The 17,382-nt window shown below is 35.9% G+C and carries 17 protein-coding genes; 5 read left to right on the top strand and 12 right to left on the bottom strand.

Going from position 1 to position 17,382, the window contains the following annotated elements; all coding sequences use genetic code 11:
- Position 1: 1 nt before the first annotated feature.
- Together PLJ10_10255 and PLJ10_10250 are read right to left on the bottom strand one after the other, a co-directional pair.
- Complete coding sequence (locus PLJ10_10255) at positions 2-442, bottom strand: hypothetical protein (GenBank protein ID HOK10030.1); 441 nt, start codon at positions 440-442, stop codon at positions 2-4.
- Entirely contained in the window at positions 429-2,915 is a 2,487-nt protein-coding gene (locus PLJ10_10250; protein HOK10029.1) for a glycoside hydrolase family 38 C-terminal domain-containing protein, read from the bottom strand. Before PLJ10_10250 ends, PLJ10_10255 begins: the two co-directional genes overlap by 14 nt.
- A 157-nt stretch (positions 2,916-3,072) precedes the next feature.
- Between PLJ10_10250 and PLJ10_10245 the strand changes: the two genes are divergently transcribed.
- Positions 3,073-3,666: a glutathione peroxidase gene (locus PLJ10_10245; GenBank protein ID HOK10028.1), complete on the top strand. Its 594-nt coding sequence runs from the start codon at positions 3,073-3,075 to the stop codon at positions 3,664-3,666.
- A 14-nt stretch (positions 3,667-3,680) separates the two neighbouring features.
- On the opposite strand, the gene PLJ10_10240 is transcribed toward PLJ10_10245, so the two are convergent.
- From PLJ10_10240 to PLJ10_10230, 3 genes are all read right to left on the bottom strand, one after another.
- A complete protein-coding gene (locus PLJ10_10240) occupies positions 3,681-4,847 on the bottom strand; it encodes a hypothetical protein (GenBank protein HOK10027.1) in 1,167 nt (388 codons plus the stop codon).
- Entirely contained in the window at positions 4,844-5,545 is a 702-nt protein-coding gene (locus PLJ10_10235) for a zinc metallopeptidase (GenBank protein HOK10026.1), read from the bottom strand. Before PLJ10_10235 ends, PLJ10_10240 begins: the two co-directional genes overlap by 4 nt.
- 79 nt (positions 5,546-5,624) lie before the next feature.
- Positions 5,625-6,338, bottom strand: a complete 714-nt coding sequence (locus tag PLJ10_10230) for a polymer-forming cytoskeletal protein (protein ID HOK10025.1) — start codon at positions 6,336-6,338, stop codon at positions 5,625-5,627.
- A gap of 136 nt (positions 6,339-6,474) precedes the next feature.
- Between PLJ10_10230 and lipA the strand changes: the two genes are divergently transcribed.
- Genes lipA through thrC form a run of 4 tightly spaced genes read left to right on the top strand, consistent with a single transcriptional unit; the run spans position 6,475 to position 10,065 of the window.
- Positions 6,475-7,359: a lipoyl synthase gene (lipA, locus tag PLJ10_10225; protein ID HOK10024.1), complete on the top strand. Its 885-nt coding sequence runs from the start codon at positions 6,475-6,477 to the stop codon at positions 7,357-7,359.
- 6 nt (positions 7,360-7,365) lie between these two features.
- The gene (locus PLJ10_10220; GenBank protein ID HOK10023.1) at positions 7,366-7,620 is read left to right on the top strand and encodes a biotin attachment protein; all 255 of its coding nucleotides are present in this window, start codon (positions 7,366-7,368) and stop codon (positions 7,618-7,620) included.
- A 38-nt stretch (positions 7,621-7,658) separates the two neighbouring features.
- A complete protein-coding gene (locus PLJ10_10215) occupies positions 7,659-8,942 on the top strand; it encodes a homoserine dehydrogenase (protein HOK10022.1) in 1,284 nt (427 codons plus the stop codon).
- Between the two features lie 25 nt (positions 8,943-8,967).
- The gene (gene thrC, locus PLJ10_10210) at positions 8,968-10,065 is read left to right on the top strand and encodes a threonine synthase (protein HOK10021.1); all 1,098 of its coding nucleotides are present in this window, start codon (positions 8,968-8,970) and stop codon (positions 10,063-10,065) included.
- Between the two features lie 10 nt (positions 10,066-10,075).
- On the opposite strand, the gene PLJ10_10205 is transcribed toward thrC, so the two are convergent.
- The 7 genes from PLJ10_10205 to leuC form a co-directional block, all read right to left on the bottom strand.
- Positions 10,076-12,880 (bottom strand): glycoside hydrolase family 38 C-terminal domain-containing protein, encoded by a 2,805-nt coding sequence (locus tag PLJ10_10205; protein ID HOK10020.1) that lies wholly within the window; start codon positions 12,878-12,880, stop codon positions 10,076-10,078.
- 70 nt (positions 12,881-12,950) lie between these two features.
- The gene (locus tag PLJ10_10200; GenBank protein ID HOK10019.1) at positions 12,951-13,772 is read right to left on the bottom strand and encodes a tetratricopeptide repeat protein; all 822 of its coding nucleotides are present in this window, start codon (positions 13,770-13,772) and stop codon (positions 12,951-12,953) included.
- Positions 13,773-13,852: 80 nt separating this feature from the next.
- Positions 13,853-14,353, bottom strand: coding sequence for a hypothetical protein (locus PLJ10_10195; GenBank protein ID HOK10018.1), 501 nt, complete (start codon positions 14,351-14,353; stop codon positions 13,853-13,855).
- Between the two features lie 6 nt (positions 14,354-14,359).
- Entirely contained in the window at positions 14,360-14,860 is a 501-nt protein-coding gene (locus PLJ10_10190; protein HOK10017.1) for a hypothetical protein, read from the bottom strand.
- Positions 14,861-14,934: 74 nt separating this feature from the next.
- Positions 14,935-15,237: a zinc ribbon domain-containing protein gene (locus tag PLJ10_10185; GenBank protein HOK10016.1), complete on the bottom strand. Its 303-nt coding sequence runs from the start codon at positions 15,235-15,237 to the stop codon at positions 14,935-14,937.
- A gap of 33 nt (positions 15,238-15,270) precedes the next feature.
- Entirely contained in the window at positions 15,271-15,870 is a 600-nt protein-coding gene (gene leuD / locus PLJ10_10180) for a 3-isopropylmalate dehydratase small subunit (GenBank protein HOK10015.1), read from the bottom strand.
- Between the two features lie 14 nt (positions 15,871-15,884).
- Entirely contained in the window at positions 15,885-17,297 is a 1,413-nt protein-coding gene (gene leuC / locus PLJ10_10175; protein HOK10014.1) for a 3-isopropylmalate dehydratase large subunit, read from the bottom strand.
- Positions 17,298-17,382: the final 85 nt, after the last annotated feature.

Below are 17,382 nucleotides of genomic sequence, written 5' to 3'. Positions count from 1 at the left end.
TTTATTTAATATGTTCTTTAATCTTTTCTTGTAAGCTATTTGCTTTTTGAAGGATGTTGTTGATTTTGTCCTTTTTTACCTCTGTGATTTCTTCCGCCTCCATTTTATTTAGTAATTCTATGAGTTGGGTTAAATGATTATAAATCCATATAAACATATCTTTGTCATTAGGTAGACGTTTTTTTAAGATGGCAACAGGTGATAGGTCTAATTTATTTTCTTTTATCATCTGTGCAATAACTGGTTCATCAGACATTAATGGATTAATAACCTTCACTTCTGGGTGTTTCGATAAAAATGAGCTTAATAATGATTCGTTGATGCTTTGATTACCTGTAATTTCTTTACATTTCTGGACGAGTTCTTTTATGGGAACCCATGGGTCTGGATTTTCGTCAAGAATAGAAAGACATATTTGTTCAATCGTTTCAATTAGATTCACCTTCAATCTCCTCTAAAAGATTCGTTTCGGTGATTTTTCCATTCATCATATTTATACGAACTGTCTTTATTTCATAGGGTTTGAATATAAGTGGAAACACTAACTGAGCAAAGAAGAGATGTAAATTTGTTGTGGTTTCATAACCATGCGTTTCATAGGCTCGGATAATGAGGTCTTTATTGTTTTCACCCTTTTTTACAACGGAAATTAGAATGTTTTCCGCTTCTGTGCCCAATAGCGTTGCACTCTGTTCTCTATTTCCCTTATGTGTCGGTTCAAGGTGAGCAATTAAAGGCACGTTTAACTCCCATGCTGATTTTACAATCCTTGTTTTTCTCCAATCATCAGCATGAGGGAAAAGTCTTAATTTTTGATGATGCCAGCCTTGGTCTATAATTGGATAATTGGCTTCAGCAGTATATCTATTAGGTTCATGATGAGCATAAGCAGGGCTACGTAGCAATGTTACTCTAATGATATTATCCTTTATATCATAGGCATAATTATCCGTTGTTAACACGGCAAAACCATAAGGTTTGTCATCGATAGTGCCTGACAAATCAACCCATTGTTGAGCTGGCTCTTCTTCCCCATTGCAAGGGCGGACTTGAATTCCATAGGGGACTTCGTATGTGGCGGTGCCATGTCTAATTCTTGTATTTGCAAACCACTTTAAGACGGCATACTTTTCCAACCAGAGAATATCCAATGAAACATCAATATCTGCTATGTCCTTGTATAAGATTATTTCTTGAACAACTTTAGAGTTGTTGTATTCAAATTCTTGAACTATACTTGCAAGCACCTCTCCTCTCTCTTTTATGAACATATCTGTAAGCTTAAACTTTCCTGCTTCTACAGAGTATTCAGACACATCATGACTCCATGTGTCGGAAGAATCAACTATTGGAACTACTTTGGCAGAGTGATTAAGAACGTCGACCTTATGTTGTTTATCATATAATTTAGAAATACCACCTCGAATTGTATCGAATTCAATATACCAATGGTCATTTTCTAATGTGTCCTTCTTTACCTCAGGGGGATGTGGTGGTAAATAAGGTTTTAAGCCCAATTTGTGTATCTCTCTATGAGTTTCACACTCAGACCTTGCAAAATAAACCCTATAACCCATTGATGGGACATCCGCTATAAACACGTACTTTTTTGAACCTGGAAAACTTGATTGAATGGTCTGAATAGGACAACAATTTTGTTCATCATCTACTAACTCTACATTATCAACATTAAGCCCTCTTTTTATAATCTCTGGAACGTAAACAGGTTGCTTTACAGGCCAGGCAAGAGGATTAATAACAATGATTGGATTTCCCTCTCCTTTTGTATTTATACGTTGGGCTATCTTCTGCATAGTTTGATTGATAATAACATCCGCTCGATGTCTTCCAGCCCCTAACTGGTCTCTCACATCTTGGTAGGCTTCATAAATACTTGTTCCTGCCAAAATATCATGAAATTGGTTAAACAAAAGGTCTTTCCAAATAGCCTCAAATATATGTTCTGGATAATCGACTTCCTTTAATAGCCAGCCAGCGGTAGCGAATCGTTCTGCTAAGAGAATTTTATGCTCTGTTTGACGATTTAACTTTTTAATCTCTGTGAGGACGCTATAACAACCTCTGGCATGATGCTGTAGTTCCCCATGTATAGATGGGATTTTCTTTGTATGTTTTAATAGTTTTTCAAAATAATTTTCAAGGGTTGAGAAGTAGAATGCATATCTATTAAGTTCTTTTTGTCGTTTTATAATGGTTTCTATTGTATTTCGTGTTGGACCGCCACCATGATTGCATACACCCAAAAAGCACAGAAAATCGGTTTGGTTTTTATTCCAATATTTATATTTAGTGATGTTATTAACTTTTCTCATTACTTCATCCGTTTCTCCACCATAGCTTTCTGGTATTACAGATGCAATCACAGAAGAACCGTCATTAGAGTACCAACGGAACGTAGTTCCCTCGGGGTATTCTTTTTCCGTGTCTGGGGAAGGACGCATATAAACATAATATTTAATTCCCAGTTTTGAGAATATTTGGGGTAGTGTTCCAGCATGGCCAAAACTGTCAGGGGCAAATGCTACTACTGCTTTTTTCTTAAACACTTTTTGAAAAAATTTCTGGGAATACAAACCATGTCGGACAAAGGATTCACCACATGGCAAATTACAATCAGGTTCAACATAAAAACTACCGGCAATTTCCCAACGTTTTTCATCTACTCTCTTTTTTATTTTTTCAAATAGTCCTGGTGCTGTATTCATGATGCACTCATAAAAGAAAGAACTTCCAGCAGTAAAGGTTAACTGTGGGAACTCTTCCATCAGATTTAATACACTTGAAAATGTGCTTCTAACTTCGGTAAACCCTTCCGTCCACCTCCATAACCACACAGGGTCTATATGAGCATGTCCTATAAAATGTATTACTTTTTTCTTGGAATCTTGTTTCATATTTACACCCTCATTTTTTATCCTTATATTTTATATCATACATTATTAAAGTGCTTTACTTATAATACTTGTTTATCTATCTATCGAAATATTATTTTAAGTAAATTTGTTAAACATAGCGGATTTCAAATAACACAAACCAAGAAAGGAAAAAGATATGAGAAATATTTATTTACTATACCGTTTCATTATTAGTTTATTTGTTTCGTTTGTTTTGGGTTTAATACCTCAAAAAAACATTTCCGCAGAACAAAGAAGTAAGGATACTCCACTAAAATTTAAGGTTAAGTCCATTAGTGGGGAAGAGATAGATTTAGCCCAATATAAAGGTAAGGTGGTTATGATTGTTAATACAGCATCAAAATGTGGTTTTACTCCACAATATAAACAACTTGAAAGTATATATCAGAAGTATAAAGATAAGGGATTTGTTATTCTTGCCTTTCCTGCAAACAATTTTATGAATCAGGAGCCAGGAAGCAGTGAAGAAATTAAAACATTTTGCGAAATTAACTATAAAATAACGTTTCCTGTATTTGAGAAAGTCTCTGTTGATGGGGCTGACATTTGTCCCTTATATAAGTTCCTCACCTCTGAAGATAATGCCCCTTTTAGTGAGAGTATCAAGTGGAACTTTACTAAGTTTCTTATCGGTAAAGATGGCAAAACAGTTGCTCGTTTTGAGCCTAAAGTAAAACCTGACGATTCTTCTGTAATTGAAGTAATTGAGAGAGAACTTGATAAAAAATGACCTATTATGCCTTACTAATTTTCGGCTGGTCTAATATATATTTTTCTATCTAAAACTTTTTGTATGATTATTTTGTTTTTAAGTTCGGGATTATTGGTTACAGAGTCAACAATATGAACGATGGGACCATCATAATAAAGTTTGTACTTAATTCTCTTTTTTGATTCGAATAAAACCTCTGTTTGGCATCCATACGTTATTGTTTCCAATAAATCCATTACATTCTTTGCAATCATATTATCCTTGAAATTCTCAAAATAGATATATATATTCTTTTTATCGTCGTCCTTACTCAAGCCTGCTAAAAATGAGTACGTAACAATTTTTGGGATAGATTTTAATGCACAGTCTTCTGCAGTTTGTATCATTCCTTCTTTATAATCCTTACTCTGAACGGACGAACTTATATTAAAAGCATTGATAAGTTTCCCATCTTCACTATGAAGGATTTCTATAGTTAAAATACATCTACATTTTGCAACTTGACTATCAGGCATATTTTGCATTATTTCGTATTTGTTTACTCCTAAAATAACCACATCTGCTTCCTGAGATAGGGCTATTTGTTTCTTTCCATCTAATCCTTGATTTATAAGTATATTTATCTCTTTGGAACTAATTCCTTCCTTATTTAAATTTATCTTTTCAACTGAAAATTTTAAGTTCTTTAATTTTTGTTCAATTGCATTGAAAGAGACTTGTGATTCTTCATAAATAATATTATCTGAATCCGTTGTATTTGAATTTAAGATTAACAACGAAATAACGGGTAAGTCTGGGGTATAGGGAATTAAACACGTTGCGACATCTTTATCAATAGACTCTTCATCCAACTCAACCTCTAATTCTATGGTTGCTTTGTCATTTATTGTGTTTTCATTCAAAATCTTAGCATTTTTTATATACACTGATGATTTATTCAAAATAGGTTTGAGGTAATTTAAATAGGCTTCGGGCAGAAATGAGAGGATATATCTTTCAATTGCATTTTTTTGTGCTTGCTCAACAGCCATTTGTCGAACTAAGTAGGAAGGTCCAACCGCATAACCTTCAGAGCGGAGTTTTATTGGTTCTGAATTATCTTCACCACTGGCAAGAAATGTTAGGCATGCATACAAAAGAAAAATTAAAGTAAAAAATTTTTTTATCGTAGAATAAAATCCCGTTTTGATAAATATCATTCACGGCCTCGGAAAATAATTAAAATTCGTATTAATTGAAGTATAGCACTTGCTGCTGCAGCTACATAAGTTAAAGCGGCTGCATTTAGGACCTCTCTAACCCCTGCCAATTCATCTTGTGTCAATACATTTCCATTAGCTAATATTTTTATAGCACGTCTGCTTGCGTTAAATTCAACTGGTAACGTAATAACAGTAAAAAAGACCGCCGCTGAGAATAGATAAATTCCGACATTAATTAACCATTGTGCATGGATACCAGCATGGGTTAAAAGAAAACCTATAAATATAATTGGAAAGGCTAAATAGGAACCTATAGAACTTATAGGGTATATGAATTGTCTGACCTGCATTGGTGCGTAACTTCTTGCATGCTGAATAACATGACCTAATTCATGGGCAGATATTCCTATAGAGGCAATACTATTCCCGTAATATACGGGTTCAGAAAGTCGAACCGTTTTGCTACTCGGGTCATAGTGGTCTGTTAATTCACCTGAAATAGGTTCAATGCCAACATCTGAAATACCTTCTTTATCAAGAATCCATTGGGCAACCTGGGCACCAGTTATTCTCTGACGATTTGGAATGGACATATATTTTTTGTATGCATGTTGAACCTTCATCTGAGCCCATAGTGCTAATATTATTGCGGGAATTAATAGTAAATCAGCTGGATGGAAAAAGTATATTGGCATAAACTCCTCCTTTTAATTATAGTTAATACGATATTTACTTATTATAATACGATACTGGGATGTAAAAAGTTGATAACTTTTATTTCTTAATTTGTTGATTTTGGTTTAACCCAACTGTTGGAGATTGTTGAGGAATGTGTTGTTGCTGTTGTTTTTTCATTATACAATTTCCGTTGAAAATGGCTCCCTCCTGAACACTAATCCATTTTAAGGCTATGATATCCCCATTAAGTTTTGCAGACTGCAATAATTTCACTCCGATTTCCGCTTGAACACTCCCATTTACTTGTCCAGAGATAACTATCCTTTGACCCGAAATGAGTTCTGCTTGAATTTTACTATTAGGACCAATTTCAACATCATTTGTAGATTCGATTTTACCTTCCACGATACCGTCTATCGAAGAGGATAATGCTTTTATACTACCTTTGACTTCTGCTGTTTTACCTAAAATAAGATTTCCTTTAACTAAGATATTCCCGTTGATTTTACCGTAAATTTCTGCATCACATTCACCTCTTACAGAGCCTTCAATATATACATTTTCAGGGATTATCATAACTTTTAATCCTGTTTTTGTTGGTTTTGGGATATTTATATTTTCACTGTCGCCTGTTTTTGGAGTGGTAGTTTGCGGAGCGGATGTTGATTTTTCCGTTTCCACTTTTGGTTGTTGTTGCGGTTTCGTTTCGTCTTGAGGTGTTCGATTTGCCTGAAGAACCTCATTCCATTGGCGAAACCTTAATTTACCAAATAACGTTTTTGATTCTTTTTTGTCCTCGTCTTTACTCATGATGACCAGTCCTTTTAGACGAGTTTAAATTTAGTTGAAAAAGATTATAACAAATTATAACAAATTGAAAGTATTTTATCATCTTTTGAAATCCATGATATAATTATATGTTATTTTTTATAGATGGATAATCATGATGAATACCAAAACGACAGATAAATTACAATTTCCAGAATGGATTCGATTTAGGATTCCTAATACAAAGGAACTTAATGAGGTCTACAATTTTCTTTCAAAAAATAACATATCAACGGTTTGTAAGAGTGCTCTATGTCCGAATCGAGGTGAGTGCTGGTCACGGCGGACTGCTACCTTTTTGTTATTGGGAGAGATTTGTTCAAGAGCATGTGTATTTTGTTCCGTCTCGAAAGGCCGTCCTTTGCCTCCAGACCCTTTAGAAAAAGATAGAATTATTGAATGTATAGAGTTTATGAACCTTCGTTATGTTGTTCTCACCATGGTTACACGTGATGACCTCAGTGACGGAGGAGCCAAGCACATTGCGGAGGTTATCAAGGAGATAAAAAGAAAGTTTCCGAAGAAAAAAGTAGAGATTTTAGCATCAGATTTTCAAGGGGATAAACACGCAATCCAAACAGTTCTATCCTCTAATCCTGACGTTTTTTCCCATAATGTAGAAGTAGTTAACCGCCTTTGTTCTAAGGTAAGAGACTCGAAATGTTCTTATGAGCGTTCATTAAATGTTTTAGAAACTGCTAAAAGTTTTGATGCACATATCATTATAAAATCAGGATTCATGGTTGGATTAGGAGAAACTCAGGAGGAAGTTCTACAAACATTAACAGACCTTTCAAAAGTAGGTTGTTCAATAGTTACAATTGGACAATATTTACAACCGACTAAAAGGCAGGTACCAGTATCAAGGTTTGTTTCACCGAATGAATTTGAGTTTTACGCTCATTGGGCAAAGGAGCACCTATCCTTAACAGTGATTGCGGGTCCTGAAGTTCGTAGTTCTTATCATGCTGATTTCTGGTGTGACAATACAAAAGGAGGTTGAGTATCTATGGATTTTTATGTTTATATTCCAGATGAAGCAAAATCAGATGAACCAGATGATAAGGTTCAAGTTTCGCAGTGGTTTTACAAGTTAGAAGACGTTATTCAAAAAGAAACAGATTTAGTAGAGATATGTACAGATAAGGCTGTATATATAGTTACTGCTCCTGTGTCTGGCAGACTTAAAGAGATACTTGTACAGGAGGGAGAATATTTTAGTCCGACCAATCCTATGTGTATAATAGATACCGATTTGTATTAAATACATATGAAATGAATCCTGTTGATGAGGAGATTCTCATGAAGTTAAATGTAGGTGTTATTGGTGCTGGAACGGTAGGTGGAGGTGTTATACATCTCTTGCTAAATCACTATGAACATATAAAAAATCAAACAGACGTTGAATTAGAATTAAAACACGTTGTTGAAATTAAACCAGAATTATTAAAACCTTTTGATTTAAACAATGTTACTGTTTCTGCAGATATTGATTCTCTCCTAAACAATCCTGAGGTGGATGTCGTTTGCGAACTTATAGGAGGATTAGAACCAGCAAAGACATTTATTATCAAATCATTAAAAGCAGGGAAACATGTAGTAACAGCGAATAAAATGCTTCTTGCAAAATATGGTACTGAGCTATGTGAAATAGCGGAGCAATCTGGAAAAGAATTAAAATTTGAAGCTTCCGTTGGAGGTGTTATCCCTATTATTAAAACGTTAAAAGAGGTTCTATCTACCACACATATCGAAGCGGTATACGGTATAGTAAATGGAACATGTAATTACATTTTAAGCCGTATGACCTATGAAGGACTTGATTTCCAAGCCGTGTTAAAAGAAGCACAAGCGAACGGTTATGCGGAAACTCCACCTGATTTGGATATTGAAGGATTTGATACGGCTCATAAATGCCAGATATTAGCAAGTCTCTGTTTTGGCACTCCTGTTAATCTTGATGAAATTTATATTGAAGGTATTACCAAAATAACATATAGTGATGTTTCGTACGCTAATGAGATGGGCTATGTGATTAAACTTCTTGCCATTGTTCGTAAAATAAATGGTGAGATAGAAGCACGTGTACATCCAACTTTTGTTCCCCAAAATCACCTTCTTGCTTCTGTTCGTAATGAATTTAATGCGATATATGTTGAAAGCGATTCTGCAGGACCAACTTTATATTACGGGAAAGGTGCTGGGAGATTTCCGACCGCAACTGCGGTTATTAGTGATTTGTTAGATATTGCACGTAGAAAAAATTCTCCTACTTCTCCACCATTTATTTATTACCATAATCTAAATATTCGGGATATGGGGCTACTTCGTAGTCGTTATTATTTGCGGTTTACTACGAAAGATTATCCTGGAGTGTTAGGGCAAATCTGCACTATTTTGGGAAAGCATCGTGTTAGTATTTCCTCATGTCATCAAAAAGAAACCTTACAGTATCATGAAGCACTTCCAGTTCATGTCGTTATTATGACCCATGATTCATTAGAATCCAGTGTGCAGTCTGCAATATTAGAAATAGACAAGTTAGAATGCATTGTTGAACCTACACAGTTAATACGAGTTTTGTAGAAACCTAAACTGATGGAGTATTTTTATGCAAAATATAGGTATTATTGAGCGATATCGGGAGTTTTTACCTATCAGTATTAATACCCCTATTGTAACTTTAAATGAAGGGGGAACACCTTTAGTAAAAGCACCGACACTAAGTTCAGCAATACATCCAAAGATTAATATATGGCTCAAATACGAGGGATTGAACCCAACAGGTTCTTTTAAGGACCGTGGAATGACTGTCGCAGTTACGAAAGCCAAAGAGGAAGGCTTTAAGGTGATAATGTGTGCATCTACAGGGAATACTTCGGCATCAGCTGCTGCTTATGCGGCACGAGCGGGTATTCAATGTGCTGTCCTTATTCCTGAGGGTAAAATTGCTCTGGGAAAATTATCACAAGCCATGATACATGGTGCAAAAGTTATTCAGATAAAAGGAAACTTTGATGATGCACTCCGATTGGTTCGAAAAATCTGTAGTGAATATCCTATCGCTCTTGTAAATTCGGTTAACCCTTACCGAATTGAGGGACAGAAGACAGGGGCATTTGAAATTGTAGATTCTTTTAATGGATTTGCTCCAGATTTTCAAGCCATGCCCGTTGGGAATGCTGGGAATATTACAGCGTATTGGAAAGGATATAAGGAATATTACCAGATAGGTAAGGCAAAGAATTTGCCTAAAATGTTAGGTTTTCAGGCGGCAGGTTCAGCACCTATCGTTTTGGGACATCCTGTTGAAAATCCGCAGACCTTTGCAACTGCAATCCGAATTGGCAATCCCGCAAGTTGGAAGGGTGCTGAAAATGCAAGGGATGAGTCGGGTGGTGTTATCGGTATGGTTACTGACCATGAAATCAGAGAAGCCTACAAATTGTTAGCCCGGACCGAAGGTGTTTTTGCAGAACCAGCAAGTGCTGCGAGTATAGCAGGGGTTATTAAACTTTCCGAAAATGGTTATTTTGATAATCAAACACCATTTGTAGGTGATAAATTACAAATTGTGTGTATTCTAACGGGACATGGGCTAAAAGACCCAGATAATGCGATAGCTGTGGCAGAGCAACCAATAACAGTAGAACCCAAAGAGGAAGAGATACTAAACACGCTTAATCTTGTGGAAGAAGTGAAGATTTAGTCATTATCAATTAAGAACTAAAATCCAATGCTAATGTAATTATCTTTTTAGGTTCTGCGGATAACTGCACTGTATTGTTAGTAATAGATACTTTATTAACATCCTCTTCATTTAGATTTGTACACCACACATCCGTAATAGGTAGGTTAAACTTTATTGTACTTAATACCTGCCTGTCTGATGGGTTATAAAAGCGAACAATAAGCCTATTATTCCTATCTTCTGCTAATTTTAATGCAGTTATCTGGAGCGGTTCACCTTCTATCTCTAAAAAACTCTGGGATAAAGGTAAATATCCCCCCTTTATTGGTCCTGCTTGAACAGGTTCTAAATTTGCATTTAATTTCTCGGCTTCCTTAATAACGCCATTTTCCCATGTGCCTTTATGGGGATATATAGAATAGGAAAATTCAAGTTCGCCAAGACACTGTGATAGTTCCATTTCTGGGTAAACATCCCATCTACCAAAAATAGGTGCATTACGAAACGTAAAGGCACGGAATAAAGTTATTGCTACTGGCCGAATAGGTTCATCCATAACCTCATACTCTCGCAAACCACAATTATTTATCACCGCAAAGCCTATTTCTCCATCAGAGACATCGACAAAGCGATGCATCGGATATTGTGGATTTGGCCTTCCATAATATGGATTATCGGTTGAAACATGGATAGGTCTACGGACAACATCAAAAGCCATTTCTGCAAAACTATGTGTTGCTTTTTCAAGTCCTGTCGGGAATATAAGCCTTAAACGGTGATTTCTGGCATTATTTTTCACCTTTGTAGTGATTTCTAACTGACGACTTCCCTTCCTTAACGTAAAATAACTTGTTATGTCTAAGGGGACTTTTTCTTCTTTACGTTTTGTATAATTCTTCTCTGCTTCTCTGTCTAATTCAGTTATATTTCTTTCGAGACCAGATGGTATGTTCATCACATAGTCAATACGTATTCGAGTTAATAAATGCCCATTAACTTCAACTACAAATTTAGCAGGGGAAGCATAGGAATATATCGTCTCGTTCTCGTCTGGTTCCATGTGTATCCATGAATGCCCAGTTTCACCTGTATCTTCAAAGTAATGCAGATTTGTAAATTTACTACCCGTTTCCTTATCCGTTAGATTAAATGTTCCGTCATTATTAAACGTTATGTACAGATACTCATTTTCTAAAATAAATGGGGTCTTAAAAATATTGTTGACTTCTATAGGTGGGTTGTTCTCTGCTGGTTTAACGTAATATGTCTTATACCCTAATGCTGGTATATTATTAACATCAACATGGGTAAGAAATCGTTTTGACCTTAATTCAATAGATATGTCTTGAAGATTTCTGACGAGGGTTCCAGTCTCGAATTGCTCTTGTACTTGCATGCTACATACGGTATTCGTTTCTGGGTCTATAATTTCGAAAGATTCATAACCCATATTTTCAGGGACATCAATATACACAGATAAAACGTGGTTGCGTTCAAATGGGCTTGGATTAAACACTACAAACACACTCTCTTTTACTGGGACATTCGATAGATTGATTTTAGAGTAGATATGTTGTAGTGCACGACGCATTAATCCTTCACTAATAATAGAGATTTGTTCTGCTCGTGAAAGAGCATCCTTCTCCATTTGGTCTATTCCACCACCCGTAATTGTGTCATGAGGATGATTTTGTAATAGGAGTTTCCATGCACGTGTCAATGCATTTCTAAAATATTCTTTACCTAACACATTCGATATAGCACACCATGGTTCTGCACCTCGTTGTAACATCATTTCGGATTGATGATTTGCCTTTTTTACTCGGAATCGCGCACTAATAACATCTCCCATAAGGTGGGTCCATTTTCCTGTTGCTCCAGGGTCTCTACTTTCTCCATAAATTACGGTTGGATTCTTAACACATTCTCGCATTGCCTGCATAAATTCTTCTAAATTTGATAGACGAATCTCATGTTCAGGCAAAAGTTTTTGGCAAAGTTTAATAATCTCGGATTCCTTTTCATCAGGAGAAGAACTGTCAAACCCTTCCATACAACATATATGAGGTGTAGTAAAATGTTGTGATTCGTCGTTGACTAATTTTTGAAGTTGTTCTTGAATGGGTTCTACATTCCACATCTTGTTCGAAGGGTCTGTAATGTAATAATGAGCTCGGGGTCTACTTGTAGAAGCAAGACGTAAAGGACCTGCTCCTCTATCCCAGTTATAAAATGCATAGACATCATCGGAGCCATAACGTAACACGCGATAGACGTAAATGTAATAACTGAAACGACTCAAACATCCAAAACGCATTCCTAATAATCGAGACCCGTCAGGTCCTTCAAAAATAAATTCGCTTTTAGGTGTATTTATTCCTCGATAGAAAATAATTGTATCGATTCCAAAACCATTGTATATTTGAGGCATCTGTGATGTTTGTCCATAACTAAAAGGGGTATAACCAATTTTTGATACTTTCCCGAAAGATTGGGCAACTCGATGTCCTATTAATAAATTACGAACTAACGACTCGCCGTTAACAATGAATTCTTCTGGTAATGAGTACCAGGGACCGATAATAAGTTTTCCAGACTGAACGAGGTTAACAATGTCTTCTCGTTTTTCAGGTCTTAATTCAAGATAATCTTCAAGGCAAACAGTCTGGGAGTCTAATGTAAAGGAATGAAAATCAGGGTCTTTCTTTAAAATCTCTATCAATTGGTCCATAAATTCGACTAATAAAAGTCGCGTTTCCTCAAATGGATATACCCATTCTCTATCCCAATGGGTATTAACAACGACATGGATGATTTTCTTCTCTTGATTCATAAGTGTGGTAACCCCTCATTATCATTGTTTTGTGCATATAGACTTTTTATATTATTTTTGTAGAGAACTCTTATTGCTGTTCTTGTTGGGAAGAAGATTCCACTGGTTCACTGACGGTTTTCTGGGTCTCTAAATTTCCAGTATTTTCTTTCACTTCATCTTTTGTAGTACCTTGCTGAGTTTCTTCTTCTTTCTTTTCTTCAGGGAATAATTCAGGATGCTCTGTTTTTATTTTTTCGAGGGCACTTTTTGCTTTATTTGCAATTGATGAATCTGGGAATTCTTCTTGTTGCTTTTTATATTCTTCAATCGCTCCTTTTAAATCCTCCTTTGCTTCTAAAACACGGGCGATATTAAATGATTGTCTTTTCGCTATATACGAATTACTCCACTTTTCTTTAATTTCTTTATAAATATTGATGGCATTATCATAGTTCTTTCTTAATTCTTCCAAGTAGCCTAATCCTTCACGTGCATTAGGAACCCATTCGGATTGTGGATATTTATCACAAAGTTTTTTCCAGACGTTTTCCGCCTCGTCAAGTTTCCCTAAAGCCATTGCTGTTTCGCCATATACATATAAAATTTCGGCTGATAACGGTGCATTTATATCCAATAATGGTTTAAGTGCATCCAGTCGTTCTTGCAAATCCTCTTTTAAGACAGCACTGGCATACTTTGTCATTACATCTTTTGTTTTTGATGATTTATAGGACCCATAAAATCCACCGATGATAACGCACAACAAAATAAATAACACTGAAAAAGAATAAAGGTAAATATTCTCTTTAATGTGAGCCCACCATAAAAGTAATTGGTTTTTAGGCTCTTCCATATTGGGCATGATGTCTTTTACTTCTGTCTTTCTTTTTTTCTGTCTACGAATTGGCATAGATAAAAATCCCCTTCATATTTGTTTATTAATGTTATTAAGTTAAGAATTATACCGATATACTCAGGGGTAGAACAAAATCACAAAAGAGGACTCCAAGAAATAATTTTCCATCCATCGGACTCTTTTTGTAATGTGATGATTACTTTCCCCTGAATATTTACAGGAACTCCTTGCACAGGGTCAAAAGGCTCTGCAATAGTTCCAAATGTATCGATAACTGTCGCTTTATTACCTTCTATGTTTATTTCTGGTGTTGCTCTTGTAATACGTATAACTCTGTAATCTCGAATAATACCTTGCAAATATTCTCTAATATCATTGTATTTTCTATTTTGTTCGTCTCTATAATCCAATGAAATATAATCCATTGCTTTTCGTAATTGTTTCCTTTCAACCAGTCTCTCAACGGAATCAAGAACAGAAATTATTTGCTCTCGCTCAGATGAGGCAGATTTATTTAAGAGAGGAATATCTATCCTTTTAACAGTATTACAGGAAGTTAAAATAAAAGTACTTCCCGCAATACTTAAAAGTAATAATATGCCTATAAATCTTAAAGAAACAATAACACGGCTCATTTATAATTATTCAGAAGGTGTTAATGTTGTAATTAGCTGTTTCGGTCTTCCAATTCCTCGAGAACGTATATTAACTTGAAGTTTTCTTCCCTCTTTTGAATAATTTAGTTGTATTCCATCTCCTTGGATAACATTATCCAATTTCCACCCATTTTTGGGGCATTCTTTAATATAAAACTGGGCAATATCATTTACATCTGCTCTGATGTTGTATACCATCCGACCTACTTGCATAGTGCTCGATTCATATACATACGAACGGTCAAAATCTTCTTTTACCTTATCTGGTAACGGAACGTCTTTAAATCGCTGAGTTCCTGGCACAAGAGTTGTAGTTCCTTCTGGCAATCCAGTTGATGTTTCCGCCTTCGTCTCATCTAACAGTTCCACAGGAGGCGGTTGGTCTTTATTCTTCTTCCACGGCATAGAACCACAGCCAGAAGATAAAATTAATATTGAGAATAGGGACAAAACAATTAAAAACGTTGAGAATTTTCTTACACTCATGATATATACCTCCTGAGTTAATTTAACAAATTTTATTAAAGCATATAAAAATAGATAGGGAATATTCAAGCGAATTATGGTCCATTGACATTTATTGTAGGCGGTCCTTCTTTTCCTGTTGTTTTTTCATAATAACCTTTGCCTGAGCGAACATACTTTGTAAAACCTTTTTCAGCAAGGTTTTTGTCACTTAACATTTGTTTTGCCATCCGTTCATTAGCCCAACCTGCAATATGTGCAGGCTTAAATATCCGAATTACTTTTTCGCCTGTTTGTGGATGGAACTGTAAAGGAGGCTCACCTGCCTTTTGAAACACTTCGATAATTTCACCTTCGCTACCGTCCTCGTGAATTACCTGATATGTGTATAAAGGCATGTTCATTCCTCCTTTCTGAAATTATGTTTTGTTTCATAACTTCAGAGGATGTTTCTTTTCAAATTGGTCTATTAATTTTTCAAATCGCAATGTGAGACCTATCTGGTCCCATCCATTTAATAAACGTTCCTTTAAGAAGGAATGGATGTCAAAATGCATTTGTTCCCCATCTGGCTTGGTAATTTGTTGATTTATTAAATCAATCTTTAATGTATACCCCTCTTTAGCACGAACTTCATTGAATAATTGCTCGATTATTTCTGGTGACAAGGTAATAGGTAAAATTCCGTTATTAAAACAATTATTGTAAAAAATATCGGCAAATGAAATAGCCAGAATACAACGGAAACCATAGTCCTTTAATGCCCATGGTGCATGCTCCCGTGACGAACCGCAACCGAAATTGTCACGTGTCAATAAAATAGTAGCACCTTTATAACGTGGTGCATTCATCTCAAATTGCGGATTGGGTGTTTTCCCATCATCGAGATAACGCCAATCATAAAAAAGGACATCTTCATAACCTGTTCTCTGTATTCGTTTCAAAAATTGTTTCGGAACTATCTGGTCTGTATCTACATTTCTCGCATCTAAAGGTGCGACAATTCCTTTTAATACAGTAAATTTCTCCACTGTTCTATCTCCTTTTATTCATTAAATTTCCATTTACGAATATCAACAAAATGTCCAGTAATAGCACAGGCTCCAGCCATGGCTGGACTAACAAGGTGTGTGCGTCCTCCTTTACCTTGACGACCTTCGAAGTTACGATTTGAAGTGGAGGCACAACGTTCACCAGGATTCAAGCGGTCATCGTTCATTGCGAGGCACATGGAGCAACCTGGTTCTCTCCATTCAAAACCTGCTTCTATAAAAATATTGTGTAATCCTTCCTGTTCCGCTTGTCTCTTTACTAACATCGAACCTGGAACAATTATTGCCTGCTTTATTCTCTTATTAACTTTATAACCCTTCACAACCTTTGCCACTTCTCGTAAATCCTCAATCCTTCCATTTGTACAGGAACCAATAAATATCTTATCTACTTCGATGGCTTCGATAGGAGTTCCTTCTTCAAGACCCATATATTGGAGGGCTTTGTTAACCGCATTTCTGCGGTTTGTATCCTGTATCTCATTTAACACAGGAACCCTGCCTGAAATAGGAACAACCATTTCGGGAGATGTTCCCCATGTTACTTGCGGTTCTACATCCTTAGCATTAATGATTATTGTTTTATCATAAGAACAGCCAGAGTCAGATGCCCATGACAACCAGAGTTTTATCAGTTCTTCTTCGGGGATATGTTTTGGAATATAAGGTCTTCCTAATAAATATTTCACAGTCGTCTCATCAGGAGAAATTAGCCCTGCTCGTGCACCTGCCTCTATGGTCATATTGCACAAAGTCATACGACCTTCCATAGAAAGGTTTCTAACAACTTCTCCTGTGTATTCAATTACATAACCTGTGCCCCCATCTGTTCCTATTTTACCGATAATATGCATAATAAGGTCTTTTGCAGTAACACCTATAGGTAGTTTGCCTGTGATACAAATTTCCATTGTCTTAGATTTTCTTTGCAATAATGTTTGCGTAGCAAGGACATGCTCCACTTCACTTGTTCCAATACCAAACGCAAGTGCACCAAAAGCACCGTGTGTTGAAGTATGAGAATCTCCACAAACAATCGTCATCCCTGGTTGTGTTAATCCTAACTCCGGACCCACAACATGAACTATCCCATTTCGTGGGTCATGCATATCAAAACACTGGATACCAAATTCCTTGCAATTATTTTTTAATGTCTCTACCTGTAACGCAGACATCGGGTCTGCAATCGGTTTATCACGATTCGTTGTCGGTATATTATGGTCCATCGTAGCAAAAGTCAAATCAGGACGACGCACTTTTCTACCTGTAATTCTTAGTCCTTCAAATGCTTGCGGTGACGTTACTTCATGGATATAGTGCCTGTCGATATAAATAATAGGGTCCTGGTCATCAGGTGTATGAACCAAATGTGCATCCCATATCTTTTCATAAATGTTTTTTGGCATTGCATTTCCTTTCTTATTTATAAATATAATCTTACTCTTTACAATTTTATTTCATCAAGAAGGGATAATATTATAACAAACTTTA

Origin of the sequence: Candidatus Hydrogenedens sp., assembly GCA_035361075.1 — a bacterium.
GTDB lineage: Bacteria > Hydrogenedentota > Hydrogenedentia > Hydrogenedentales > Hydrogenedentaceae > Hydrogenedens.
Note: the sequence above shows the minus strand (reverse complement) of the source record. Positions and strands in the feature narration are given on the sequence as shown.

Excerpts from the sequence above, each read along its gene's own strand:
- PLJ10_10250 (HOK10029.1), bottom strand. The coding sequence starts at position 2,915 with ATGAAACAAGATTCCAAGAAAAAAGTAATACATTTTATAGGACATGCT.
- PLJ10_10245 (HOK10028.1), top strand. The coding sequence starts at position 3,073 with ATGAGAAATATTTATTTACTATACCGTTTCATTATTAGTTTATTTGTT.
- PLJ10_10240 (HOK10027.1), bottom strand. The coding sequence starts at position 4,847 with ATGATATTTATCAAAACGGGATTTTATTCTACGATAAAAAAATTTTTT.
- PLJ10_10235 (HOK10026.1), bottom strand. The coding sequence starts at position 5,545 with ATGCCAATATACTTTTTCCATCCAGCTGATTTACTATTAATTCCCGCA.
- PLJ10_10230 (HOK10025.1), bottom strand. The coding sequence starts at position 6,338 with ATGAGTAAAGACGAGGACAAAAAAGAATCAAAAACGTTATTTGGTAAA.
- lipA (HOK10024.1), top strand. The coding sequence starts at position 6,475 with ATGAATACCAAAACGACAGATAAATTACAATTTCCAGAATGGATTCGA.
- PLJ10_10220 (HOK10023.1), top strand. The coding sequence starts at position 7,366 with ATGGATTTTTATGTTTATATTCCAGATGAAGCAAAATCAGATGAACCA.
- PLJ10_10215 (HOK10022.1), top strand. The coding sequence starts at position 7,659 with ATGAAGTTAAATGTAGGTGTTATTGGTGCTGGAACGGTAGGTGGAGGT.
- thrC (HOK10021.1), top strand. The coding sequence starts at position 8,968 with ATGCAAAATATAGGTATTATTGAGCGATATCGGGAGTTTTTACCTATC.
- PLJ10_10205 (HOK10020.1), bottom strand. The coding sequence starts at position 12,880 with ATGAATCAAGAGAAGAAAATCATCCATGTCGTTGTTAATACCCATTGG.
- PLJ10_10200 (HOK10019.1), bottom strand. The coding sequence starts at position 13,772 with ATGCCAATTCGTAGACAGAAAAAAAGAAAGACAGAAGTAAAAGACATC.
- PLJ10_10195 (HOK10018.1), bottom strand. The coding sequence starts at position 14,353 with ATGAGCCGTGTTATTGTTTCTTTAAGATTTATAGGCATATTATTACTT.
- PLJ10_10190 (HOK10017.1), bottom strand. The coding sequence starts at position 14,860 with ATGAGTGTAAGAAAATTCTCAACGTTTTTAATTGTTTTGTCCCTATTC.
- PLJ10_10185 (HOK10016.1), bottom strand. The coding sequence starts at position 15,237 with ATGCCTTTATACACATATCAGGTAATTCACGAGGACGGTAGCGAAGGT.
- leuC (HOK10014.1), bottom strand. The coding sequence starts at position 17,297 with ATGCCAAAAAACATTTATGAAAAGATATGGGATGCACATTTGGTTCAT.